The following is a 23,422-nucleotide window of genomic DNA, read 5'->3' on the forward strand; positions in this document are numbered from 1 at the left end:
CGGTCAGTTGGGGATCGCTTGGGCCGATTTCTGCGGTTGCATCAGGACGCCTCGACCTCCGCCTTGAACATATAGCCTAGGCCCCTCAGGGTCGCGATCGCCTCGGCGCTGTTCGGTCCGGTCTGGAGCTTGCGCCGGAGCCGCAACACCTGAGCATCAATGCTGCGGTCCGACAGGTCCTCGCGCATCCCCGTGGCGTCGAGCAGATCCTGACGCGACAAGACGCGTTGCGGCGCGACGATGAAGGCGTTGAGAAGCCGGAATTCGCCCAGGGTCAGGACGACGACAGCACCCTCCCGGGACAGGCGCCGTGTGCGGCAATCCAGTTCCCAGGGGCCGAACCGGACGTGCGTGCGGGGATGCAGCCGGGCCGCTCCGGACAAGCGGTTGCGTCGGCGCAGGATGTTGCGGATTCGGGCGCTGAGTTCGCGCGGATCGACCGGATCGTCGAGATAGTCGTCGGCCCCCAGTTCGAGGCCGACGATCCTGTCGGCGGCGTGGCGCGAGTTCGCCGCCGTGAGGATAATCGGAACCTCCGACGCCGCACGCAGGCGTCGCAGAAGGTTGAGGCCGTCGCCGCCGAGCTCGAGGTCCAGGATCACCAGGCTTGGATGGTCGCCGAGACGCCGAAACAGGCCGGCGGGGGTTTCGGTCGTGACAACCCGCATCCCGTCTTTCTCAAGGGGCGAAGACAGGTCCTGAAGCGGACTGGCGGCGCGGGCGGCGAAAAGGATGCGAGGCCGGACGGTCAGCAGGTCGGACGGATGACCGACCGCCGCCGGAGCCTGGGGTCGCCCATGGTCGTTCGCTGCGCCCGCGTCCGCCAGGGAGGCCTGACGGGTCGCCGGATCCATTGTGGAACGGGCTTGGGAAGCAGGCGTGGTCATAGGCTGTCGTTACAGGTCGGGCACGCAGAGAGGTGCGAGAAACCGGTTGCGGCTGAAACAGTTCCGCATTGTCCCTATTTTGCGAATGACCCCATGGGCCTGGATGTGTTGGATCGAGCGGAGGGGCGTTGCTCCGCCGTCATGCCGCCTCCATCGTCTTGATTACGCCGCCGTCAAGCTCGAAGGCGAGGACGAACCGCCGGGGGCTCCCCTCGAAGTCGCCGGTCTTGACGCCCTCGACGACGATTCTGCTGGTCTCGTGGCATAGGGTGTCCGGAGTGAGGACCGTCCCGTTGGCGGCCGACGTTTCCTGGATCCATGTGCGTATCGCCGGGCGGCCCTGATGACGCCGGCCGTCGTCACTGACGACGACGCCGTCGGCGGCGAAGGGTTGCACCATGCCTTCGACGTCGCCTCGCGCGATGGCGTCCACATAGTCGGCGATCGGATTGGGAAGTCTCACGTACATCTGGGTCTCCAAGGTTAGAAATGAGCAGTCGGGGACCGAACCCCTCGTTCAGTGGCCCGAGTTCGCGCCGCCGATCCGACCTGAGAGGGTGGTCAGGAGAAGGGTGTCTGCCGTCGAACATCCTCGGCCACGGGAAGCAGATCCGTCGATGCACGGGGCGCCACGACGCTGAAACCGAGACCGTCCCGCGACCATGTCACGCCGTCCAGCGCGCCGTAGGATTGCTCGGACATGGACCGGTTCTTTTCGATCTCCATCGGCCGCATCATCACGGCCAGCCGCTCGGCCGCCGCCCCCTCATAGATGAACAGGGCGGCGGGACCATTCGGCGTCGTCACCAGTCGGCCGCCGAGGAAGCGATAGCCGGCGCCTTCCAGATCCGGGGGTTGCACCGGCGTATCGAGACGATCGGACACCCAGCGGGTCAGCGTCGCACGCTGGTCAGACGCCAGTTCGACCGGGCGGCGCGTGTCTGAGGCGTAGACCACATAGTTGTCGACGGCCTCTCGACCGAGGGCCTGAATGCCCCGCGCCGGGGGTGAAACCGCCTCGCGCCCCATCCAGCCCGACAGGCCTCCGATGCAGAGAATGGCCGCGGCCGCCGCCATCTGACGCCTTCCGGCCAAGGTCTTCCGGCGACGCTCGACAAGGGCCTTCAGGTTGAGTTCCGCGGGCAGGGGTTGGTCGGAGACCGGCGCCAGCGCGTCGCGCAACGCCTCGCCGTGTTCGCGGTAGGCCGCGAATCTCTCCTGCGCCTCGGGATGGGTGTCGAGATAGCGTCGCACCGCGTCGCGCCGGCTTTCCTCGAGCACCCCGTCCAGAAAGGCGTGGAGGTCGTCTTCGCTAATCGGGCGGTCCCCGGTCATTTGATCCTCCTTAAATGACATCTGACGGGCGTGTCTTCGGCCATCGCACTGGCCAGCCGGGCGCGTCCGCGAGAGAGCCGAGACATGACGGTGCCGAGCGGCACGCCCAGAATACGGGCTGTCTCGGCATAGGACAGGCCTTCGACCGTCACCAACAGGATCACGGCTCGATATTCGTCCGGCAATTGATCCAGTGCGCGCAGAACGTCGGCCCGGGCCAGTCCGTGCTCCTGGGCTGGCGCCACGGACAGAAACGCCGGATCGACCGTCTCGATCGCGGCCATCACTCCCCTTCGGCGAAGCGAGCGCCAGCGATTGACCGCCAGATTATGCAGGATGGCGTAAAGCCAGCTGCGGGTGTCGCCATCGCCGCGGCGTTGCCCCCACCGCGTGACTGCGCGCTCCAGACAATCCTGGACAAGGTCGTCGGCCTCGGCTGGATCGCGAACCAGGGCGTTGGCGTATCGCCGCAGCCCCGGGATGACCGGCTCGATCAACTGGCCCATGTCCGTCATGTGCTCATCCTAGGGCGCCGCGACCTGAATCTGAACCGGAGCCCCGGGCATGGCCGCCGTGCCGGGGGCGATCACCAGATAGCGCCGCGACACACCCTGTTCGGCGCGGACCTGCTGGCGAATAGGCCCCAGAGCATTGACGATGGCGGCGCCGGCGGGATTGCTCGTGAAGGCGGCGATCGGCTCCAGGGGGCCAGAGCCGTCCGCAGCGTTCGCCAGGGCCAGGACATAGGGCGAGCGCGGCGTCAGCCCCGACACCGATCCCTGTACGACCTGGATCAGGCCTTGATCATACAGGCTGATGGTGGTGTCGGCCTCCGTCCCGTCGCTGACGCGCATGCGGATCAGGACAGAACCGGCGTCAGACCGAGGCTGCAGGTTCCGGTCGCCGGCGCCCGAGGGCGCAGCCCCGGGCACATAGACGACGGCCTGGGGCGCCTGGCCGACGCCGACATTGGCGACCACCGTGTTGGAGGCGGTGTCGATCACCGCCAGTTCGCTGGCGTTCTCCAGACCGACATAGACGCGCGATCCGTCCGGCGACGCCCAGAGGCCGTGCGGCAGGGCCCCGACAGGGATGGTCGCGACGGGGCTGAAGTCGTCCGTCCGGAAGATCTTGACCGCATTCTCCCCGCCCACGGTCACATAGGCCAACTGGCCGCGCGCCGTCCGGGCGAAGTTGACGTGGTTGGTGAGAGGGCCGGTGTCCAGGGTCGCCAACACGTTGAACGGAGGACGGGCGTTGAAGGCCACCGTCTTGCCGATGTCCTTCAGGGTGAACCACACCTGCGACCCGTCCGGAGAGGCGGCGATGTTGGGGCAGAAGGCGCTGGGCTGGGCCACTTCCCCGACAATCTCATGGGTGGCGGCATCCACCACCACGGTCTTGGGATTGAAGGACGAACAGATGTAGCCGTAACGACCGTCCGGCGAGAAGATCGTCATTCCCGGCCCGCCAGGCGTCTGAATGCGATGGATCTCGTTGTAGCTGACCGGGTCGATCACCGAGACATAGTCCTCGCCGCGCACGGTGACCCAGAGTTCCTCGCCGTCGGGGGTGAAGAAGGCCTCGTGCGGAGAGCGGCCGATGTAGGTGACATGTTTCACCGCATTTGTGGCGGTGTCGATGAAGCTGACGGAGTTGGAGCCGATCGACACGACCGCCAGCGTCTTGCCGTCCGGCGAGAAGCCTAGACCGTGAACCAGCAACTGTCCGCGGTAGAGAGGGCTGAAGTTGGCCGGCGACGCATCTCCCAAACGGATCAGACCCACCAGGCGGTTGGTGGAGGGATCGGTGACCGACACGGTGTTCGAGAACTGCTCCGCCGCATAGACGCGATCGCTGGACTGTATGGGGGCGACCTGGGCCTGGGCCGCGCCCGCGACGAGAAGGGCGGTCGAAAGGCTTGCGGCGAGGCCAAGGATGGGACGAGTCATGGGGCTTCAGCCTTCGTGATGGCGGCGCGGGCCTTCGACGCCGACGGGCGCTGTGGGCGGGGGGCTGGTCGGGGCCGGATAGGAGGCAGGCAAGGGCTCGCCCACGGCGAGGCGCAGGGCGGCGATCTCCTGCTGTTGCTCGACGATGATTTCCTGGGCGAGACGACGAATCTGTTCGTTGTTGCTGTGGCGAAGCACCGCCACGGCCATATCGATGCCGCCCTGATGATGCGGGATCATCATGGCCACGAAATCCCTGTCGATGTCGCCCGTCGGCTGGATTTCCATGGCCGCGTGCATCCGGGCCATGACCGCGTCGTTTTCGACCAGAAATTGCTCCGAAGGCGTGCTCGCCGCCAGCGGTGTGGACAGACCAAGCGCAGCGAGCACGGCGAACCGGATCACGGACTTGCGGGAGGAGATCGACATTGATCGCGGCCTTTGATCGGACAGGGTGGACTTGATCGATAGACACCGCGAGGCGGCCTATTATTCCCGGCGATGGCCTTTTTCTGCGTCTAGCCCTGATCCACGGCGCCTATCCGCCTTGCACTGCGGGCCGAAACCCAGGGTCCGTGGGGCATTTCCTGCCGCGCGGAGGCAAGCGACGCCACGCCGGTGGCGGCCGCTGACTGATACCAAAGATGAGGTGTCTCCGACGGCTCGCCGGACGTGCGGGCGCCGTCGGTCGCAGAGCCGCCCCGCCGGGGGCGCCTAGCCCCCGCGCCCGCCGGCGATGAAGGCGGCGATGGTCGGCCAGGGCGCGCCCTGGGGGCGCATGTCGTCGCAGGCGAAGGACTTGAGGGCGCCGTACACGCCGCCGGAGGGGGTGGCGTCCCAGGGGGCGTCTTCGGCGATCCGTTCCGCTTCCGCGCCGTCCGGGCCGTGGACGATGGTGGCGACGGTGCGGGACTGGCCGTCCGAGCAGCGGACCGCCAACTCCTCGACCTCATGGCTCTGATCGGCCGCGTCGCCGTGTGCGGGAACGCGGGCGAAGCGGGCCGTGGCGACGCCGTCGACCGGCGTCAGGGTGTCCTGATCGATCAGATAGACGGTTCGGTCGCTGGCCGAGAAACGGGTCCAGGTCTCGGCTGCGGCCGGCGTCGCCGCCGTCAGGGCCGCGACGCCGACAACCGTCAGTGTGGCAAAGGTCAGTTTGGCGATTCCGCGCATGTCTTCCTCCCGTGAATGAGAGGATTTGATACCCGTGGTCGCCCGATTTCAAGCCGCCCCTGCGACCGGCGGCGGATCAGGGTCGGGCGCGATCCGGCAGGGCGGCCACCTCTTCCGCGGTCAGCGACTTGGTGACGAAGGCCCGGCAGGTGCGGCGACCCGGGTCGGCGTTCGGCACGAGGATCTGGACCGGATCGCCGACGCAGACGGTGTCGGATCCGCCGAGGGTCGGCGTCACGGCGATGGACACCGCCGAATCCAGATCCCAGCAGGCGCCGCTGGTGTTGATCTGGAACACATCGTCGCGCAACGACCGGATATAGAGGTCGGACTGGCGATCGGTGCGGAAGTTGCGCACGCTGTCTGTACGGAAGCAGCGGGCGACGGACTTTTCGCCGTCGGCGGCGGCCGCGGCCCTGGTTGCGGCGGGCGCGCAGGCGGAAAGGCTCATGGCCGCCACCGTCGAGGCGGCGAGCGCGGAGGTCAGCAGGATACGCATCGAAGTCTCCAATACGGAATCTGGAACAAGGAAGAGACGCCGCACATGAACACAGCCTGAAGGCCGATCAAGCCGGCCCCAGACGGTCAGGATCGATCCGTCCAAAAAGCGTTGCAGGAAGCGGCGAAGGCGTACCGGCGATCAGGGCGGCGACATGTTCGCCCAGCAGGGGCGCCACGCAGAAACCGCGTGAACCCAGGCCCGACAGCAGATAGAGCCCGTCCGCTCGACGCCCCGCCAACGGCAGCCGGTCGCGTGTCGTGGCCCGGATGGCGACCCGACGATGGCGGACGCCCGTCTCAGCCTGGGCGGCCAGATGCGGCAGGCGCGCGCGCAGGGCGTCCAGGTTCCGGGCGCTGTCCGCATCGCGCGCCTCCAGGGTCACGTCGCCGCGGTCGTGGGTTGCTCCGAACAGGACGCCCGTGCCGGTGGGCGCGACATAGCCGCCCCAGGCCACGCCCGGAGACGCCGGACCCTCGACCCAGTCGGCCTGGCCCCGGACGGGCGACAGGCCGGCGTCCGCCAGCAATCCGGCCGTTCCCCAGCCGGCCGTCACCACCACCGCGTCCGCCTGGGCCAGGATCCGGCCCTCGGCGTCACTCAGGGTCCAGCCGGCGTCGCCGCGCTCGATCCGGGCCACGGTCGCGGTGATCATGGGCACGGCCTTCAGCCAGGCCGACAGGATGGCGGCGGCGTGAATCACGCGGGCGTCGGCCATCATCAGCCCGCCCTCGGCGGTCGGTTCGCCCAGTCGGTCTGCAGCGGCCTCGGCGTCGATCACCGACATGGCGCCGTCGCGCCACAGGGACTGGGCGGCGATCTTGTCGAAGCGCGCCGGATCGCGCGCCGCCTGGGGCAGTTGCAGGACGCCCCGGCTCAGAACGGCCCCCGGCGTGGCGTCATACAGATGCCGCGCCCGTTCCAGCGCCTGGGCGTACAGGCCGGCGATGGCCGCATCCCCGGCGTCGAGGCGCGGCGTCGCCAGTCCGGCCGGAAACCCCGATCCCCCCGCGCCGGGCCGCTCGCCCTCGATCACCACCGGCGTGATTCCTGATGCGACCAGGGCGCGGGCCACGGCCGCCCCGGCCACTCCGGCCCCGATGACGGCGACGCGGGGGGCCTGGTCGGGCGCAGGGGCGCCGTCCCGCCGCGCCTCCAGCCGTTCACGCTTGCGGCCGTGGCCGGGCTTCTTCTCGACCACGAAGCCGCGTTCCGACAGGCCGCGTCGAACCGCGCCGGCGACCGTGAAGGTGGCGACTCGCGCGCCGGGGGCCGACCGGGCGGCGATCCGGTCCATCACCGTTTCGGACCACATGCCGGGGTTCAGGGCCGGCGAGAAACCGTCCAGGAACCAGGCGTCGGCCGCTCCCGACCACTGGTCCAGGGCCCAGTCGACGTCGCCGACGGCGACGTCGAGCACCGCGTGGAACCCCGGCAGATCGACCCGGTGAAAGCCCGGCGTCCGCTCCGGCCACGCTTCAGTCAGGGCCAGGGCCGCCTCCGCCAGTTCGGGCCAGGCGCCCAGGGCGCGCCGCGCCTCGTCGGCGGTCAGGGGAAACCCCTCGATGGAGAAGACGTGCAGCCGCCCGCCCTCGGGCCGGGTCCGGCTCCACAGGTCCAGCAGGGCGGCGATGTTCAGCCCGGTGCCGAACCCCAGCTCGGCCACGGTGAAATGGCGTCGCCCGGCCCAGGCGTCCGGCAGGCCGCAGCCTTCCAGGAAGACGGCGCGGGTCTCGGCCAGACCGTCGTCGCGTGAGAAATAGACGTCGCCGAACCGGCCGGAGCGCGGTTCGTCGTCATCGGTCCAGGTCAGGTGCGGGGCGGTGTCGTCGGTCGTCATGGCGCGGCTCTAGCACCTCCGCCGCCGATACGAAAAAGGGCCGCCCGCGGGGCGGCCCCTTTGTGGGTCGGGGGAAGGACTCAGTGGCCGGCGGCCTCGGCCGATCCGTGGTCGGTCGCCGGGGCGGCGGCTTGCCCGGCCGCCGTGTCGGTCGCCGCAGGCGCGCCTTCGGGGGGCTGTGCGGAGGCGGAGGCGGTGGCGGCGCCGGCGTCCTGAGCGGCCTCATTGGCGGCGGCGGCGGCTTCCGCAGCGGCCTGGTCGGCGGTCAGGGCGGCGTCGGCGGCGGTTCCGGCCGCTTCGACCGCGTCGCTGGCGGCTTCCTGAGCCTTTTCTTCCGGCGCCTTCTGGCACCCGGCGATGATCAGGGCGGCGGCCGAGGCGGCGATGAGGGCGGTGATGCGCATGGGACAATCCTCCGAAGGCTGTTCGCGAGGCCGAAAGCCTCGCTGGAAACGATAACGCCGCCGTGAACCTCGGGGCAAGCCGGGATCACGGCGGCGTCATGCCGCGTCTGAAACTCGTCGCGCGGCCGGACGTTCCGGCCCGCTCAGCTTCAGTCGTTGCTGATATTGTTCAGCGCTTCTTCCATTTCGGCGAAGGACGGCTGGGAGGCGGAGGGAATGTCGCCGCGGCCGATCTCGACCGAGATCTGGGCGGCGTTGCCGTGCAGGTGGGCGATCAGCACGGACTGGATCATCTTGTAGTAGGCCGCTTCCTCATTGATGATCGAGGTCAGGCGCGCCGCGAACGGGCCGACCAGGCCATAGGCCAGGAACACGCCCATGAAGGTGCCGACCAGGGCGCCGCCGATCATGCCCCCCAGAACTTCCGGCGGCTCGGTGATCGAGCCCATGGTCTTGATGACGCCCAGCACGGCCGCGACGATGCCCAGTGCGGGCAGGGCGTCCGCCAGGTTCTGCAAGGCGTGGGCGTTGTCGAGATGCTCGTGGTGATGCTTCTCGAGCTGCTTCTCCATCGCATCCTCGACCTGGTGCGGATCCTCCAGGTTCATCGTCATCATCCGCAGGGTGTCGCAGATGAAGTCGACGGCGAAATGGTCCTTCAGCACCTTGGGGTACTTCTGGAAGATGGTCGATTCCTTGGGCTTTTCGATATGGCTTTCCAGCGCGACGACACCCTTGGATTTCATGGTCTTGGTCAGCTGGAACAGCAGGGACAGCAGGTCCTTGTAGTCCTGCTTCTTCCATTTCGGACCGGCGAAGGCCTTGCCCAGACCCGCCAGCGAACCCTTGACCACCGTTATCGAGTTGGAGATCAGGAAGGCCGCGATGCCCGCGCCGCCGATCGCCATCAGTTCGTGGGGCGCGGCGTGCATGATGACCTCGAACTTGCCGCCCGAGATGGCGTAGCTGCCGAACACGAGGCCGAACAGCAGTACGATGCCGATGATCTGGAACATGGAGACGCGGTATCCTGACGCGAGAGGCGTCAAGTGATGACCGTTATTGATTAAGACGGCGTTTCGGGAAACGCCGTCTTATACCGTCACAGCCGGCCTTCGCCGTTCAGAATGGCCGTCCGCCCTGCCGTCGTCAGCTTCTGGTAGCCGGTCTTGCCGCCGCGCACATACAGGGTCGCGCCGGTTTTTTCCGGATCGAACCCGTCGGCCACCAGATCGGCCTTGCGGTATTTGAAGGTGCCGGTCGTTTCGGCCGCCTCGATCAGCCGCACGAAGACGGGCTGGGCGTAGGCGGGCAGGCGGGCCTCGACGTGTTCGGCGAAGGCCTTGGGGTCGAACTTGGCGTCCGTCACCAGGGCGGCCATCCCCGCCTTGCCGTCCTGGCCGGGCACGGGGACGCCATAGACGATGGCCTCGGACACGCCGGGGCCTTCCATCAGCACCTGTTCGACCTCGGAGGTCGAGACGTTCTCGCCCTTCCAGCGGAAGGTGTCGCCCATCCGGTCGACGAAGTAGAAATAGCCCTCGGCGTCCTGTTTCATCAGGTCGCCCGTGCGGAACCAGCGGTCGCCCTTCTTGAAGACGTCGGTCAGGATCTTCTTCTGCGAGGCGGCCTTGTCAGCATAGCCCGAGAAGTCGTGGCGGATGTCGTTGCCGATCTCGCCGATGGCTTCGCCGATCTCGCCGACGCGGGTCAGGCGGCACAGGCCGTCCGGGCCGCGGATCGGCTGTTCGCTGTCCACGTCGAACTGGACCAGGCGGATATTGATCTGTTTCTTCAGGTAGCTCGGCACCCGGCCGATGGCGCCCTGTTTGCCGTCGAAGTTGAACAGGGAGACATTGCCTTCGGTCGAGCCGTAGAACTCCAGCACCTCGGGAATATGGAACCGGCTCTGGAATTCGGGCCAGACGTCGGCGCGCAGTCCGTTGCCGAAGGCCAGACGCAGCTTGTGCTTCTGCTCATAGGCCTGGGGCTTGCTGTTCACCAGATAACGGCACAGCTCGCCGATATAGACGAACATGGTGGCGCCGGACGCCACCACGTCGGGCCAGAAGCTGCTGGCCGAGAACCGCTTGCGGATCACCAGACGCGCCCCGTTCAGCAGGGCCGCGCCGACGCCGACCAGGCCCCCGGTCGAGTGATACAGCGGCAGGACGTTGAAGATCCGGTCCTTGGGCGTCGAACGGGTCGCGCCGGCGAAAGCGCGCATATAGGTGCGGGCCCGCGAATGCGGGATGCGGGCCGCCTTGGGCAGGCCGGTGGTGCCGGAGGTGTAGATATACAGGGCCGTGTCGCGGTTCGTCAGGCCTTCGCGCACCGACCGGGACGGCCGCACGGAGGAGGCGCCGCGCACCGGCTTGTCCAGGCCGCGCCGGTCGCTGGATTCGTCCTCGTCGCCCAGGCCCAGGACCCACAGCATCAGGGTGTGGCCGACCAGGGGGCGGGTCGCCTCGACCTGGCGCCAGCAATCCTCGTCCGCCACCACCTGGAAGGCGTTGGAGATGGTCAGGCAGTGGGCCAGCCCCTGGCCCGTCAGATTCGTGTTGATCAGGGCGGTGGCGATGCCGACCTTGGAGAAGCCGATCCAGGCCGCCAGATATTCGACGCGGTTGGTCATCATCAGGGCGATGGTGTCGCCCCGGTTCAGGCCGCGCCCCTTGGCCCAGTGGGCGTAGCGGTTGGCCATGGCGTCCAGGTCGCGATAGGTCAGGCTGCGGCGCTCGTCCTCGACGGCGACGTTGTCCGCGAACTTGTCGACGGCTTCTTCAAAGTCGTCGCACAGCAGAATGTCGCTATCCAGCTCGATCGGCTTGATACGCTTGAGCAGGCGGAACAGTCCGCGCGCGAAGCGCACGTCCCTGCGGATATTGGCTACAAAACCCATGCTCGCCGTTACTCCGGTCTTTGCGTGTTCCACCCGCGCTCGTGATGAACGAAAGGAGCCTGTTCGGTCAACCGCGAGGCGGACAAACGCCTTAGAAACCACCGCGATCAGACAAGGCCGTGTCCCATTTGTTTCGGTGACGTCGGGGAAATCCAGAGCGAAACGCGCATTTTTCGCCTTATTCGCTCTTTTCTGGCCTATAATAGATCTGATTTCGCCTTAGCCGGGGCCGTATCAGTGCTTCTTCAAGGTCATTGACCGTTTATCGGAACGACCTCGAAGAACAGCGTGTTTTCCTGCCGATCTCATGGAGGACACATCATGTCGATGACTTATGCAGACGTTACGACCAACACAGCCGCCGTCGATGCGACGGGGCGTTCCGCCGACGAGGTCTTCGTGCCACGCTATGCTCAGCGTCGCAGCCGAAGCAACAAATCCGTCAAGACCTGGATGATCATCGCCCCGATCGGCGCCCTGGCGGTGATCGGCACGGCGGCGGCCCTGATGATGGGCGGCGACGCGCCGGCCGCGCCGGCGTCTTCGGCGCAGCCGCTTTCGACCCCGGCGCCGCAGATGCAGACCGCGCCGACGGCTTTGACGCCGGTTGAGACTCCGCTCGCCCAACCCGTCCCTGTCCAGACGACGCCGCAGACGACGCCTGCCCCGGTTCCGCGTCGCGCCGAGCCCGCTGTGCGCCGGGCGGCCCCGTCGGCGCCACCTGCGGAACGTCCGGCCCCGCGTGTGGATAGGCCTGTCGAGCCGACCGGCCCGCGTCCCTACAGCGCCGCCACGGCGGCCTTGAACACGGCGGCCTTGAACACGGCGGCCAGCCCTGCGGCGTCCGCCCCGGCCTCGGTTCAGATCCAGCCGCCCCCGACCGTGTCCGTCGAGCCGGTCAACTGACGCCGTCACCCATGAAAAGGCCCCGGCGTTCGCCGGGGCCTTTTGCTGTCGGCCTATCGCCTGGGCAGGGCGGGAAACTCCAGCCGACTGACGTCATAACCCAGGGCCCGCGCCCGATCCGTCAAGGCGCGCACCTCCGCCTCGCTGGGAACCTCGCGGGTGTAGATGAACAGCCGCTCGAAGGTTGGATCCGCCGAAATGAACCAGCTGTAGTCGTCCGCCCGGTCCAGCACCCAGTAGTCCCAGGTCACCAGACCATGCAGGTACCGGACCCGCAGCTTGGCGTTCATGCCGGGGTCCAGAATACGGCCGCCGCCCTCGATGGCCTTTTCCTTGCCTTCCGGCGAGCCGACCTGACAGGTGTCGCGCACATGGATGCGGTCCGCCTTGACCGGAGTGTAGATCGAGGCGCCGGCGACGCAGCCGGCGGTCAGCCGGTCGGGCAGGCGGGCGACCTCATGCCAGCGCCCGGACCACAGACGATCCACGTCGACGGCCTTGATCGGCTGGGGCGCACGGTATTCGGCGGGGGAGGGGGCTGTGACGCAGGCCGCCAGCGCGGCCGAGGCGACGACGGCGGCGATCAGGGATTTGACGATGGGCATTGCGACTCCATTTCAACGCCATAAAGTCGCCACACGCGGCTCAGTTCCACAAGGCGGACGCCGCCCCTCGACCGCCAGGTCCGAAAATCTCACAGTGTGTGGCAGTATCAATCGCTTGCGACCCGTCGCACACTGGCGTTTCACGTCAGCGTTCGATGGAGACCTGACTTGGTGGACGCCGCTATTCTGACCGAAACCCCGACCCCGTCCGCGCCGCCGCCCGGTCCCGAGCGGCTGACCCATCTTCAGCGCCTGGAGGCCGAGAGCATCCACATCATGCGCGAGGTGGCGGCCGAGGCCGAGCGCCCGGTCATGCTGTATTCGATCGGCAAGGATTCTGCGGTGATGCTGCACCTGGCGCGCAAAGCCTTCTATCCGTCCACGCCGCCTTTTCCCCTGTTGCACGTCGACACGACCTGGAAGTTCCGCGCCATGTACGCGATGCGCGAACAGGCCGCCGCCGACCTGGGCGTCGAACTGCTGGTCCACCAGAATCCTGAGGCCCTGGCGCGCGGGATCAATCCCTTCGATCACGGCTCGGCCCTGCACACCGACCTCTGGAAGACCGAGGGGCTGAAACAGGCCCTGACCTTGCACGGCTTCGACGCGGCTTTCGGCGGCGCTCGCCGCGACGAGGAGAAGTCGCGGGCCAAGGAGCGGATCTTCTCCTTCCGCACGGCCGAGCATCGCTGGGACCCCAAGAACCAGCGCCCGGAGCTCTGGCGGCTCTACAACACCCGCAAACGGCCGGGCGAAAGCATCCGCGTCTTCCCCATCTCCAACTGGACCGAGCTGGACGTCTGGCAATATATCCATCTGGAACAGATCCCCATCGTGCCCCTGTATCTGGCCGCTGAACGGCCGGTGGTCGAGCGCGACGGCGCCCTGATCATGGTGGATGACGACCGCTTCCGCCTGCGGCCCGGCGAGGCGCCGCAGATGAAGTCGGTGCGGTTCCGCACCCTGGGCTGCTACCCCCTGACCGGGGCGGTCGAGAGCACGGCCGCGACCCTGCCCGAGGTCATTCAGGAAATGCTGCTGACCACCACCTCCGAACGCCAGGGTCGGATGATCGACCACGACCAGTCCGCCTCGATGGAGAAGAAGAAGCAGGAGGGCTATTTCTGATGGCTCACCAGTCGGACCTGATCACCCGCGACATCGACGCCTATCTGGACGCCCATCAGCACAAGAGCCTGCTGCGCTTCATCACCTGCGGCAGCGTCGACGACGGCAAGTCCACCCTGATCGGCCGGCTGCTGTACGACTCCAAGATGATCTTCGAGGATCAGATGGCGGCGCTGGAGGCCGACAGCCGCCGCGTCGGCACGCAAGGGGGCGACATCGATTTCGCCCTTCTGGTCGACGGCCTGGCCGCCGAGCGCGAGCAGGGCATCACCATCGACGTGGCCTATCGCTTCTTCTCGACCGAAAAGCGCAAATTCATCGTCGCCGACACGCCGGGCCACGAACAATACACCCGCAACATGGTCACGGGCGCCTCGACCGCCGACGCCGCCGTCATCCTGATCGACGCGCGCCGGGGCGTCCTGACCCAGACGCGCCGTCACGCCTATCTGGTCAGCCTGCTGGGCATTCGCCACGTCATCCTGGCTGTGAACAAGATGGACCTGATGGGCTGGTCCCAGACCGTCTTCGACACCATCGTCGCCGACTTCCGCGCCTTCGCCGACCAGATCGGGCTGAAGACCTTCGACGCCATCCCCATGTCGGCCCTGCGCGGCGACAATATCACCGAGGCCAGCGCTCATTCGCCCTGGTACGCCGGTCCGTCGCTGATGAGCCTGCTGGAGATGCTGGAGGTCGGCGACGATCTTCAGGCCGACCCCTTCCGCCTGCCGGTGCAGTGGGTGAACCGACCCAACCTCGACTTCCGCGGCTTCTCCGGCCAGATCGCCGCCGGGACCGTGCGCCCCGGCGATCCCGTCCGCGTCCTGCCGTCGGGCAAGACCTCGACCGTCGCCCGCATCGTCACCGCCGACGGCGATCTGGCCCAGGCGGTCGCCGGCCAGTCGATCACCCTGACCCTGGCTGATGAGATCGACGTCTCGCGCGGCGACGTCCTGGCCAGCGCCGACGCCCCGCCCGAGGCCGCCGACCAGTTCGAGGCCACAGTCGTCTGGATGGACGACGAACCCCTGCTGCCGGGCCGTCCCTATCTGCTGAAGATCGGCGCCAAGCTGGTGGGCGCCACCATCACCGAGCCCAAGCACAAGGTGAACGTCAACACCCTGGAGCAACAGCCGGCCAAGCGGCTGGAGCTGAACGAGATCGGCGTCTGCAACCTGTCGCTGGACGCCCCCGTCGCCTTCGCCCCCTATGCCGAGAACAAGGACCTTGGCGGTTTCATCCTGATCGACCGGATCTCGAACCGCACGGTCGGGGCGGGCCTGCTGCACTTCGCTCTGCGCCGCGCCCACAACATCCACTGGCAGGCCCTGTCGGTGGACAAGGCCGCGCGCGCGGCCATCAAGAACCAAAAGGGGCGCGTCATCTGGCTGACCGGCCTGTCGGGCGCCGGCAAGTCCACCATCGCCGATCTGGTTGAAAAACGTCTCTACGCCGACGGCCGCCACACCTATCTGCTGGACGGCGACAATGTCCGCCACGGCCTGAACCGCGACCTGGGCTTCACCGAGGAGGACCGGGTCGAGAATATCCGCCGCGTCGCCGAGGTGTCGAAACTGATGGTGGACGCCGGCCTGATCGTCCTGGTCAGCTTCATCTCGCCCTTCCGCGCCGAGCGTCGCCTGGCCCGCGACCTGCTGGGGCCGGGCGAGTTCGTCGAGGTCTATGTCGACACGCCTCTGGCCGTCGCCGAAAAGCGCGACGTCAAGGGCCTCTACAAGAAGGCCCGCGCCGGCGAACTGAAGAACTTCACCGGCATCGACAGCCCCTACGAAGCCCCCGAGGCCCCCGAGATCGTCGTGGACACCACCACCATGTCCGCCGAGGACGCCGCCGAACGGATCGTCGCCTGGCTGGACGGCCGGTTCTCGACCGAGGATTTCAGCATCTGATCCGGTGGGGGGAGGGCGGCGGTCAGCCGTTCTCGTATCCCCGCCACCATTTGACAAAGCGCGGCAGGCCCTCGGCCAGGGTGACCTTGGGTTTGTACCCGGTCAGGGCGTTCAGCTTGGAGACGTCGGCATAGGTGGCGGTGACGTCGCCGGGCTGCATGGGCCGCATGACCTTGTCCGCCTCGGCGCCCAGGGCGTCTTCCAGGGTGGTGATCATCTCCATCAGGCCGACGGGCGAACTGTCGCCGATGTTGTAGATCTCGTGCCCGCCCTGCGCGGGCGGATGGTCCAGCACCCCCACGATCCCGTCGACGATGTCGTCGATATAGGTGAAGTCGCGCGCCATCTCGCCTTCGCCATAGACCTCGATCGCCTCGCCGCGCGCGATCTTCCGCGTAAAACTGAAATAGGCCATGTCGGGCCGGCCCCACGGGCCATAGACGGTGAAGAAGCGCAGGCCCGACTGGGGAAAGCCGTACAGCTTGGCGTAGCTCTGGCTCAGCAGTTCGCACGAGCGTTTGGTCGCGGCGTACAGGGACACGGGATCTGTCGTCGGATCGTCTTCCCGAAAGCCCGAACCTTCCAGCGGCCGGTCGCCATAGACCGAACTGGACGAGGCGTAGACCAGGTGTTTCACGCCGTTGTGGCGCGCGGCCTCGAGCATCGACAGATGGCCGGCCAGGTTGGACCGCTCATAGGCGAAGGGGTTCTCGATCGAGTAGCGAACCCCGGCCTGGGCGGCGAGATGGACGATCCGCTCCACGCCGTGGTCGCGCACCAGGGCCAGCATCCGCTCGTGGTCGGCGATGTCCGCCCGCACCATGGTGAAGCCCTCGCGGGCCTCCAGACGGGCGGCGCGGGCGTCCTTCAGGGCAGGGTCGTAGTAGTCGTTGAAATTATCGACCCCGATCACGGTTTCGCCGCGATCCAGCAACCGTTCGGCCGTGTGCATGCCGATGAAGCCGGCCGCGCCGGTGACCAGGATCGGCGCCGCCATCAGCCGCGTCCGATGCCGGAATATCTGAAGCCGCGCTTCAGCATGTCCTCGGGGCGATAGACGTTCCGCAGATCCACCAGTACGGGCTGGTTCATCAGCAGCTTGACCCGGTCCAGGTCCAGGGCCCGGAACTGGTCCCATTCGGTGATGATGACGACGGCGTCGGCGCCTTCGACGGCGTCATAGGCGTTGGCCTTCATGGACACGCCCGGCAGCAGCTTGCCGGCCTCGTGCATGCCCTCGGGATCGAAGGCCTGGACCCGTGCGCCGGCGGCGATCAGGGCCGGAGCGATGTCCAGCGACGGGGCGTCGCGCATGTCGTCGGTGTTGGGCTTGAAGGTCAGGCCCAGCAGGGCGACCGTCTTGCCGGCGACGCTGTCGCCCAGGGTCGTCTCGACCCGGCCGGCCATGGCCTTCTTGCGCGCGTCGTTGACCTCGACCGTGGTTTCGATCAGCCGCACCGGCGCGCCGTACTGCTGGGCCGTGCGGACCAGGGCGATGGTGTCCTTGGGGAAGCAGGAGCCGCCGTAGCCGGGGCCGGCGTGCAGGAATTTGGAGCCGATCCGCTTGTCCAGGCCGATGCCCCGCGCGACCTGCTGCACATCGGCGCCTACGGCCTCGCACAGGTCGGCCATCTCGTTGATGAAGGTGATCTTCATCGCCAGGAAGGCGTTGGCCGCATATTTGATCAGCTCGGACGTGCGCCGGCCGACGAACAGCAGGGGGCTCTCGTTCAGGTTCAGCGGACGATAGAGTTCGCTCATCACCTCTCTGGCGCGCGGCGCCGTCTCGCCGTCGTTGACGCCGATCACGACCCGGTCGGGGCGTTTGAAGTCGCCGATGGCGGCGCCTTCGCGCAGGAATTCGGGATTGGACACGACGGAGAAGTCGGCGTTCGGATTGACCCGGCGGATGATGGCCTCGACCTCGTCGCCGGTGCCGACCGGGACCGTGGACTTGGTCACCACCACGGTGAAGCCGTCGATCAGCCCGGCGATCTCTTCGGCCGCAGCATAGACATAGCTGAGGTCCGCATGGCCGTCGCCGCGGCGGGTCGGGGTGCCGACGGCGATGAAGACGGCGTCGGCGTTGCGAATGGCCTCGGCGCTCTCCAGCGTGAAGAACAGCCGGCCTTCCTCGACGTTGGCGGCGACCAGATCGTCCAGGCCGGGTTCGAAGATCGGGATTTCGCCCCGCTCCAGCCGTTCGATCTTCGACGGATCCTTGTCGATGCAGGTCACCACATGGCCGAAGTCGGCGAAACAGGCTCCAGACACCAGGCCCACATAGCCTGTGCCGATCATTGCGACGCGCATCTAGAAAATCCCGTTCATCGTTGTGCAGCCTTAGAATCCGGCACGTTTCAACGCAACGGCGCGGGAGGCCCATGCGTCAAACGCAGTGTCGGGCGCCCCCTATATACGGCCGGGCTTCCTGGCGGGTCAGGCCGGATGCATAAATTCGCCGGATGGGGCAAAACGCCATCCCATCAGACGCGCCGCCCGGCGTGTCCGCCTGCGAATCGAGCGAAGGACGCGACATGGAACTGATCATCGGCCCCCGCACCTATTCGACCTGGTCGCTGCGCGGCTGGTTGATCCTGAAGCACACCGGCGCGGACTTCGGCGTCATCGACGTGTGCTACGACACAAAGGCCCAGAAGGCGGCGCTGCGGGATCTCTCCCCGTCCGGATTCGTGCCCGTGCTGCGGGTGGACGGCGAGATGATCTGGGACACCCTGGCCATCGGCGAATGGGCGGCTGAACACTATCCCCAGGCGCGGATGTGGCCCGCCGATCCCGTCGTCCGCGCCCTGGCCCGGTCGGCGACGGCCGAGATGCATTCCGGCTTTTCCGCCCTTCGGACCTTCTGCGGCATGGGACCGGACCGGCCCATGGTCGGCGACGCCCGGTCAGAGACCCCGTCCGACCCGGCGCTGGACCGGGATCTGGCGCGGATCGTCGCCCTGTTTCGGCAGATGCGGCGTCGGTTCGGCGGGGACGGTCCCTGGCTGTTCGGCGACTGGTCGATCGCCGACGCCTTCTTCACTCCGGTCGCGGCGCGTGTCCGCCATTTCCAGATCGATCTGGCCGACCACGGCGACGACGGCGTCGCCTCGGCCTATGTCCAGAGCCTGCTGGCTCACCCGGACTTCCGCCTGTGGGAGACGGAGGCTCTGACTTAAAAGCCGGGAAACCAAGCTTTCGCACCGGGTGTTAAGGCGACGTCGTTATCCCGGATGTGAACGCGGATCGCGCGTCTCGCCGGGGAGAAAGACCGATGCCGACCCGCTTAGTCGTGGCGAAACAGGGGGCGGAGGTCCCGGTTCAGGCGCGCCCGCTCAATCCCGTCATGGCCTATGTGCTGGCCGCCGTCGTCGGCGCCGCCTTCTGGGCGATGCTGCTCACCGCCCTGTTCTGAACCCTATCGACCGCCGCCGACGGTGGCCGCCTGGGCGACCAGTACGGGTTCGGCGACCGGCGCGGGCGGCACATAGTCCAGCGACACCGGAACCAGTTTCGCGCCCGAGGCCACGGCGTCCAGGGTGTTCAGCGGTCCGCCGAACATCCGCTGATAGATCCAGTAGCTGGCCACGACCTTTTCCACGTAGTCGCGCGCCTGGGGCACGTCGATCGTCTCGATCAGCAGCAGGGGATCGGCGTCCGGCCCCAGCTTGCGCACCGCCGTCAGCATCGGCCCCGGTCCGGCGTTGTACGAGGCCACGGCCCGCAGCAGGTCGCCCTGGAAGGCCGGCAGCTGGAGCATCCGGTTGATATAGGCCTGGCCCAGCCGCATGTTGGTCGCGGGAACCAGCAGTTTGGACGGATCGGTGACGAAGGTCCGGTCCCCGGTCATCTCCGCCGCCGTCGTCGGCATCACCTGCATCAGCCCATAGGCGCCGGCGCTGGACCGGGCGTCGGGATTGAAGTCGGTCTCCTTGCGCGCCAGGGCGTAGACCAGCGCCTTCTCGATGACGAAGCCGCCCTCCGGCTCCAGCACGGGCATGGGGAAGCGCATCGCGTCGATCCGGGTCGCGTCGCCCCCATTGCCCGACATCATCACCCGCGCCAGAGCCGTCCACATGCGCGCGGCGTCGCCCACGGCGGTGCGCAGGCCCGAGCGCAATTCGCTTTCGCCCTCGGTGCGTCGGCCCACTTCATAATAGGCGACGGTGCGTTTGGCGCGGGCGTCGGTCTGGACAAAGGCTTCCAGTTCGCCGGTCTCGACCCGCGCGCCCTGGGGCACATAGGCGGCGCGTTGCAGGCGCGGTTCCGCCTGGTAGGCGCGCGGCCCCATGTTCTCGATGGTCGGCTCCTCGCCCAGCTGACGCAGGGCGATCTGGCCGTAGAAGGTGGCCGGCCACTGTCCGGCCAGGCGCAGATAGTCGTTGACCCGGTCCTGCCGGCCCGACTGCGAGGCGGCGCGCGCGGTCCAGTAGGCGGCGCCGGCGCGGACCCAGGGGTCTTCGGTCGGATCGTTGGCGACGCGTTCGAAGGCGGCGAAGGATTCGTGGAACTGGCCCAGCCGCCATTCCGCCAGTCCGACCGTCCACCAGTCGCCGATCTCGCGCCCGACGGCCGAGGCGCCGGTCAGGTCGTCATTGTTATAGGCGATGCGCGCCGCCTTCATCGGATCGACGGCCGGGCCGCCCGAGACGGCGGAAACGACGCTGTTCCAGGTCCGACCCAGAAGACCGCCGGGCTTGACCGGTTCGGGCGCTCCGTCGGGCCGGCGGCGCAGGGCCAGGGTATAGACCCGGTCGGCGCAGGGCAGGTCGGAATAGGTTTCAAGCCAGGCCGTCAGTTCGTCATAGGTGGCGACGTGATCGGGGTGGAACAGGCTTTCGAACTCGACCTGGCCCAGCAGGACCCGGTCCTGGGCCTGACGGGCCGAGGCGCGGGCGGCCTCGATGTCGCCGCGCCGCAGGGCGTCGAAGGCGGTGGTGTAGGACAGGCGGTCGGCCGAACTCAGGGCCGTGGGGCGGGCGGAACCGGACGCGGCGCCGGACATTCCGTCAAAAGGCGTTTCCGCCAGGGCCGAGCCTGCGGCGGCCCAACCTGAAGCGGCGAGCGCAAAAACCAGCGTCGAGGCCAGACTAGCCCGGCGGAACATATTCATACGCGGCGGCCCCGTTGGCGTCACCCTGCCCGTTCTCGTCAGGCGGGGATCGTTTGGCGTTGGTCGTCAAACGACCAGCATGCCTTAAAGCGGCGCTAACCTCAACCTGAGCCGTCCAGTTTTGCTGCAAATGCGAGAAGATCGGCCCAGACCTGCCGTTTGGCCTGGGGCTGACGCAGCAGGAAGGCGGGGTGCAGGGTCGGCAGGGCGGGGGCGGACACGCCCCCTTCAGCCAGCCGCCACTCCCGCCACTGGCCGCGCATCTTCATGATCCCGTCTTCGGTCTGCAGCACCGACTTGGCCGCCGCCGCGCCCAGCAACAGGACCGCCTTGGGCTGCAGCAGGGCGAAGGCGCGTTCGACGAACGGGGCGCACACGGCCTGTTCCTGCGGGGTCGGGGTGCGATTGCCGGGCGGGCGCCAGAAGACGGTGTTGGTGATGAAGACCTTGTCGGTCAGGCCCGCCGCCGCCAGCATCCGGTCCAGCAGCTTGCCGGCCCGACCCACGAAGGGCTGGCCCAGCCGGTCCTCGTCTGCGCCGGGGCCTTCGCCGATCACCATGACGGGGGCGTTGGGATTGCCCCGCCCGAACACCGACTGGCTGGCCCCCATGCCGCGCAGGGGACAGCCCTCGAACGCCGCCACCGCCGCCGCCAGATCCTGCAGGGTCGAGGCCCCCGCCGCCAGACGCCGCGCCTCGGCCAGGGCGTCCTGGGCGCTGGGTCCGGCCAGGGGCATGACGACCGAGGCGGTGGCCTTCTGCACCGCCTTCAGGGCCGGGGGCGGGGCCAGATGGGTGTGATCGACCGGCGCATCGCCATAGCAGGCGTCCACGCCCGCATCCCGCCAGAAGGCGAGCAGGCTTTCGACTGCAGCTATGTCATGGGGTTGCGCGTTCATGTCTAAGGTACCGATAGGCCTTGACCGCCCTCGCGTCACCTTCCGATAAGCGGCATAATCATACGAACAAGCTGGATTTCAGGGGAAGACATGGCCGAAGAAGCCATCGAGGGCGGCGCAGAGAACGCCCGCCAGGAAGCGATCATCGACAATCTGCCGCCGCTGGAGGCGCTGCAGGGCGTCGAGCGCGAGGTGATGGAGTATGACGTCGTCATCGTCGGCGGCGGCCCCGCCGGCCTGTCCGCCGCCATCCGCCTGAAGCAGCGGGCGGAAAAGGACGGCAAGGAAATCAGTGTCGCCGTGCTGGAAAAGGGCGCCGAGGTCGGCGGCCATATCCTGTCGGGCGCGGTGATCGATCCCAAGGCGCTGAACGAACTCTTCCCCGACTGGAAGGACCGCGGCGCGCCGCTGGAGACCCCCGTCACCAGGGACAAATTCCTTCTGCTGGGGCCGCAGGGGTCGGCGTCCCTGCCCATGCCCCTGCTGCCGCCCTTCATGCACAACCACGGCTGCTACATCGCCTCGCTGGGCAATGTCGCGCGCTGGCTCGGCGAACAGGCCGAGGCCCTGGGGGTCGAGGTCTATCCCGGCATGGCCGCCAGCCACGTCGTCTGGGAAGAGGGCACCGGCCGGGTGAAGGGCGTCGTCGCGGGGGTCTTCGGCATCGACCGCGAGGGCAAGCCGACCGGCGACTTCCAGCCGGGCATCGAACTGCACGGAAAATATGTCTTCATCGCCGAGGGCGTTCGCGGCTCCCTGGCCAAGACCATCATCGCCAAGCACAGGCTCCAGGACGGCAAGTCGCCCCAGAAATACGGCATCGGCCTGAAGGAGCTGTGGCAGGTGCCCGCCGAACAGCATCAGCCCGGCCTGGCCCAGCACACCACCGGCTGGCCGCTGGACGAACACACCGGCGGCGGCAGCTTCCTGTACCATTTCGGCGACCGCTACGTGGCCATCGGCTATGTGGTGCACCTGAACTACAAGAACCCGTTCCTGTCGCCGTTCGACGAGTTCCAGCGCTTCAAGCACCACCCGTCCATCGCTTCGCATCTGGAGGGCGGCACGCGCATCTCCTACGGCGCCCGGGCGATCACCGAGGGCGGCCTGCAGTCGATTCCGAAGCTGTCGTTCCCCGGCGGCGTCCTGATCGGCTGCTCGGCCGGCTTTGTGAACGTGCCCCGCATCAAGGGCAGCCATAATGCGATGAAGACCGGCATGCTCGCCGCCGACGCCGCCTATGACGCCGTTCAGGCCGGGCGCGGCGGCGACGAACTGGTCGAATACCAGACCGCCTTCGAAAAGAGCTGGGTCCACAAGGAGCTGTCCCTGGTCAGGAACGCCAAGCCCCTGCTGTCGAAGTTCGGCACCACCCTGGGCGGGGCGCTGGGCATGTTCGACATGTGGTGCCGCACCCTGCTGGGCGGCTGGTCGCCGATCCCGACGCTGAAGCACGACAAGACCGACGCCGCCTCGACCGAACTGGCGGTCAAGCACAAGCCGATCGTCTATCCCAAGCCGGACGGGAAATTGTCGTTCGACAAGCTGTCGTCCGTCTTCATCTCCAACACCAACCACGCCGAGGACCAGCCGGCCCACCTGAAACTGCTGGACCCGTCCAAGCCGATCCAGGTCAACCTGCCCAAATATGGCGAGCCGGCGCGGCTCTATTGCCCGGCGGGGGTGTACGAGGTCGTCTATGCGGACGAGGTCGCCAAGACCGATCCGCGCTTCGTCATCAACGCCCAGAACTGCGTCCACTGCAAAACCTGCGACATCAAGGATCCGTCGCAGAACATCGTCTGGGTCACGCCCGAAGGCGGCGGCGGCCCGAACTATCCGAACATGTGACGCAACACCGGC

The 23,422-nt window shown here is 67.6% G+C and carries 23 protein-coding genes; 6 read left to right on the forward strand and 17 right to left on the reverse strand.

What is annotated here, in order from left to right; genetic code table 11:
- Positions 1–41: 41 nt before the first annotated feature.
- The 12 genes from AC1RSI_RS01710 to AC1RSI_RS01765 all read right to left on the reverse strand — a co-directional run bounded on the left by AC1RSI_RS01710 (position 42) and on the right by AC1RSI_RS01765 (position 11,025).
- Positions 42–887 carry a winged helix-turn-helix domain-containing protein gene (locus AC1RSI_RS01710; RefSeq protein ID WP_154725368.1) on the reverse strand — a complete coding sequence of 282 codons (846 nt, stop codon included), beginning with the start codon at positions 885–887 and terminating at the stop codon, positions 42–44.
- 139 nt (positions 888–1,026) lie between these two features.
- A complete protein-coding gene (locus AC1RSI_RS01715) occupies positions 1,027–1,356 on the reverse strand; it encodes a YybH family protein (protein WP_154725367.1) in 330 nt (109 codons plus the stop codon).
- 92 nt (positions 1,357–1,448) lie between these two features.
- Complete coding sequence (locus tag AC1RSI_RS01720) at positions 1,449–2,222, reverse strand: anti-sigma factor family protein (RefSeq protein WP_154725366.1); 774 nt, start codon at positions 2,220–2,222, stop codon at positions 1,449–1,451.
- Complete coding sequence (locus AC1RSI_RS01725) at positions 2,219–2,737, reverse strand: RNA polymerase sigma factor (RefSeq protein ID WP_035305343.1); 519 nt, start codon at positions 2,735–2,737, stop codon at positions 2,219–2,221. The genes AC1RSI_RS01720 and AC1RSI_RS01725 overlap by 4 nt, the downstream gene beginning before the upstream one ends.
- 9 nt (positions 2,738–2,746) lie before the next feature.
- Positions 2,747–4,174, reverse strand: a complete 1,428-nt coding sequence (locus tag AC1RSI_RS01730; RefSeq protein ID WP_154725365.1) for a YncE family protein — start codon at positions 4,172–4,174, stop codon at positions 2,747–2,749.
- A 6-nt stretch (positions 4,175–4,180) separates the two neighbouring features.
- Complete coding sequence (locus AC1RSI_RS01735) at positions 4,181–4,603, reverse strand: DUF305 domain-containing protein (protein ID WP_035305350.1); 423 nt, start codon at positions 4,601–4,603, stop codon at positions 4,181–4,183.
- A 285-nt stretch (positions 4,604–4,888) separates the two neighbouring features.
- Positions 4,889–5,347, reverse strand: a complete 459-nt coding sequence (locus tag AC1RSI_RS01740) for a hypothetical protein (RefSeq protein ID WP_008260774.1) — start codon at positions 5,345–5,347, stop codon at positions 4,889–4,891.
- Positions 5,348–5,423: 76 nt separating this feature from the next.
- Positions 5,424–5,846, reverse strand: coding sequence for a DUF6491 family protein (locus AC1RSI_RS01745; RefSeq protein WP_035305353.1), 423 nt, complete (start codon positions 5,844–5,846; stop codon positions 5,424–5,426).
- A 67-nt stretch (positions 5,847–5,913) separates the two neighbouring features.
- A complete protein-coding gene (gene mnmC1, locus AC1RSI_RS01750) occupies positions 5,914–7,686 on the reverse strand; it encodes an FAD-dependent 5-carboxymethylaminomethyl-2-thiouridine(34) oxidoreductase MnmC1 (RefSeq protein ID WP_008259130.1) in 1,773 nt (590 codons plus the stop codon).
- Between the two features lie 80 nt (positions 7,687–7,766).
- Positions 7,767–8,090, reverse strand: a complete 324-nt coding sequence (locus tag AC1RSI_RS01755; protein WP_008259486.1) for a hypothetical protein — start codon at positions 8,088–8,090, stop codon at positions 7,767–7,769.
- Between the two features lie 149 nt (positions 8,091–8,239).
- Positions 8,240–9,106 carry a flagellar motor stator protein MotA gene (gene motA, locus AC1RSI_RS01760; RefSeq protein ID WP_154725364.1) on the reverse strand — a complete coding sequence of 289 codons (867 nt, stop codon included), beginning with the start codon at positions 9,104–9,106 and terminating at the stop codon, positions 8,240–8,242.
- An 86-nt stretch (positions 9,107–9,192) separates the two neighbouring features.
- Positions 9,193–11,025 (reverse strand): long-chain-acyl-CoA synthetase, encoded by a 1,833-nt coding sequence (locus tag AC1RSI_RS01765; RefSeq protein WP_255343266.1) that lies wholly within the window; start codon positions 11,023–11,025, stop codon positions 9,193–9,195.
- A gap of 288 nt (positions 11,026–11,313) precedes the next feature.
- On the opposite strand from AC1RSI_RS01765, the gene AC1RSI_RS01770 reads away from it, so the two are divergent.
- Positions 11,314–11,898: a hypothetical protein gene (locus tag AC1RSI_RS01770; protein ID WP_052004652.1), complete on the forward strand. Its 585-nt coding sequence runs from the start codon at positions 11,314–11,316 to the stop codon at positions 11,896–11,898.
- Between the two features lie 53 nt (positions 11,899–11,951).
- Here AC1RSI_RS01770 and AC1RSI_RS01775 read toward each other — a convergent pair whose 3' ends face one another.
- On the reverse strand, positions 11,952–12,503 hold the full coding sequence (locus AC1RSI_RS01775; protein ID WP_008261607.1) for a lipocalin family protein: 552 nt from the start codon (positions 12,501–12,503) through the stop codon (positions 11,952–11,954).
- 168 nt (positions 12,504–12,671) lie between these two features.
- On the opposite strand from AC1RSI_RS01775, the gene cysD reads away from it, so the two are divergent.
- Entirely contained in the window at positions 12,672–13,631 is a 960-nt protein-coding gene (gene cysD / locus AC1RSI_RS01780; protein ID WP_197019689.1) for a sulfate adenylyltransferase subunit CysD, read from the forward strand.
- Positions 13,631–15,544: a sulfate adenylyltransferase subunit CysN gene (cysN, locus tag AC1RSI_RS01785; RefSeq protein WP_035305359.1), complete on the forward strand. Its 1,914-nt coding sequence runs from the start codon at positions 13,631–13,633 to the stop codon at positions 15,542–15,544. Before cysD ends, cysN begins: the two co-directional genes overlap by 1 nt.
- Before the next feature lie 22 nt (positions 15,545–15,566).
- Here cysN and AC1RSI_RS01790 read toward each other — a convergent pair whose 3' ends face one another.
- Together AC1RSI_RS01790 and AC1RSI_RS01795 are read right to left on the reverse strand one after the other, a co-directional pair.
- Positions 15,567–16,544 carry an NAD-dependent epimerase/dehydratase family protein gene (locus AC1RSI_RS01790; RefSeq protein WP_154725390.1) on the reverse strand — a complete coding sequence of 326 codons (978 nt, stop codon included), beginning with the start codon at positions 16,542–16,544 and terminating at the stop codon, positions 15,567–15,569.
- Positions 16,541–17,857, reverse strand: coding sequence for a UDP-glucose dehydrogenase family protein (locus AC1RSI_RS01795; RefSeq protein WP_154725363.1), 1,317 nt, complete (start codon positions 17,855–17,857; stop codon positions 16,541–16,543). Before AC1RSI_RS01795 ends, AC1RSI_RS01790 begins: the two co-directional genes overlap by 4 nt.
- Before the next feature lie 224 nt (positions 17,858–18,081).
- On the opposite strand from AC1RSI_RS01795, the gene AC1RSI_RS01800 reads away from it, so the two are divergent.
- The gene (locus AC1RSI_RS01800) at positions 18,082–18,726 is read left to right on the forward strand and encodes a glutathione S-transferase (protein ID WP_035305365.1); all 645 of its coding nucleotides are present in this window, start codon (positions 18,082–18,084) and stop codon (positions 18,724–18,726) included.
- A 95-nt stretch (positions 18,727–18,821) separates the two neighbouring features.
- Positions 18,822–18,962 (forward strand): hypothetical protein, encoded by a 141-nt coding sequence (locus AC1RSI_RS01805; protein WP_154725362.1) that lies wholly within the window; start codon positions 18,822–18,824, stop codon positions 18,960–18,962.
- A gap of 3 nt (positions 18,963–18,965) precedes the next feature.
- On the opposite strand, the gene AC1RSI_RS01810 is transcribed toward AC1RSI_RS01805, so the two are convergent.
- The gene (locus AC1RSI_RS01810) at positions 18,966–20,660 is read right to left on the reverse strand and encodes a lytic transglycosylase domain-containing protein (RefSeq protein ID WP_008260649.1); all 1,695 of its coding nucleotides are present in this window, start codon (positions 20,658–20,660) and stop codon (positions 18,966–18,968) included.
- Positions 20,661–20,761: 101 nt separating this feature from the next.
- Positions 20,762–21,559, reverse strand: a complete 798-nt coding sequence (locus AC1RSI_RS01815; RefSeq protein WP_154725361.1) for a uracil-DNA glycosylase — start codon at positions 21,557–21,559, stop codon at positions 20,762–20,764.
- Positions 21,560–21,754: 195 nt separating this feature from the next.
- Between AC1RSI_RS01815 and AC1RSI_RS01820 the strand changes: the two genes are divergently transcribed.
- Positions 21,755–23,410: an electron transfer flavoprotein-ubiquinone oxidoreductase gene (locus AC1RSI_RS01820; RefSeq protein WP_154725389.1), complete on the forward strand. Its 1,656-nt coding sequence runs from the start codon at positions 21,755–21,757 to the stop codon at positions 23,408–23,410.
- The last annotated feature ends 12 nt before the right edge of the window (positions 23,411–23,422 follow it).

Source organism: Brevundimonas sp. GW821-FHT10E09 (genome assembly GCF_058809375.1).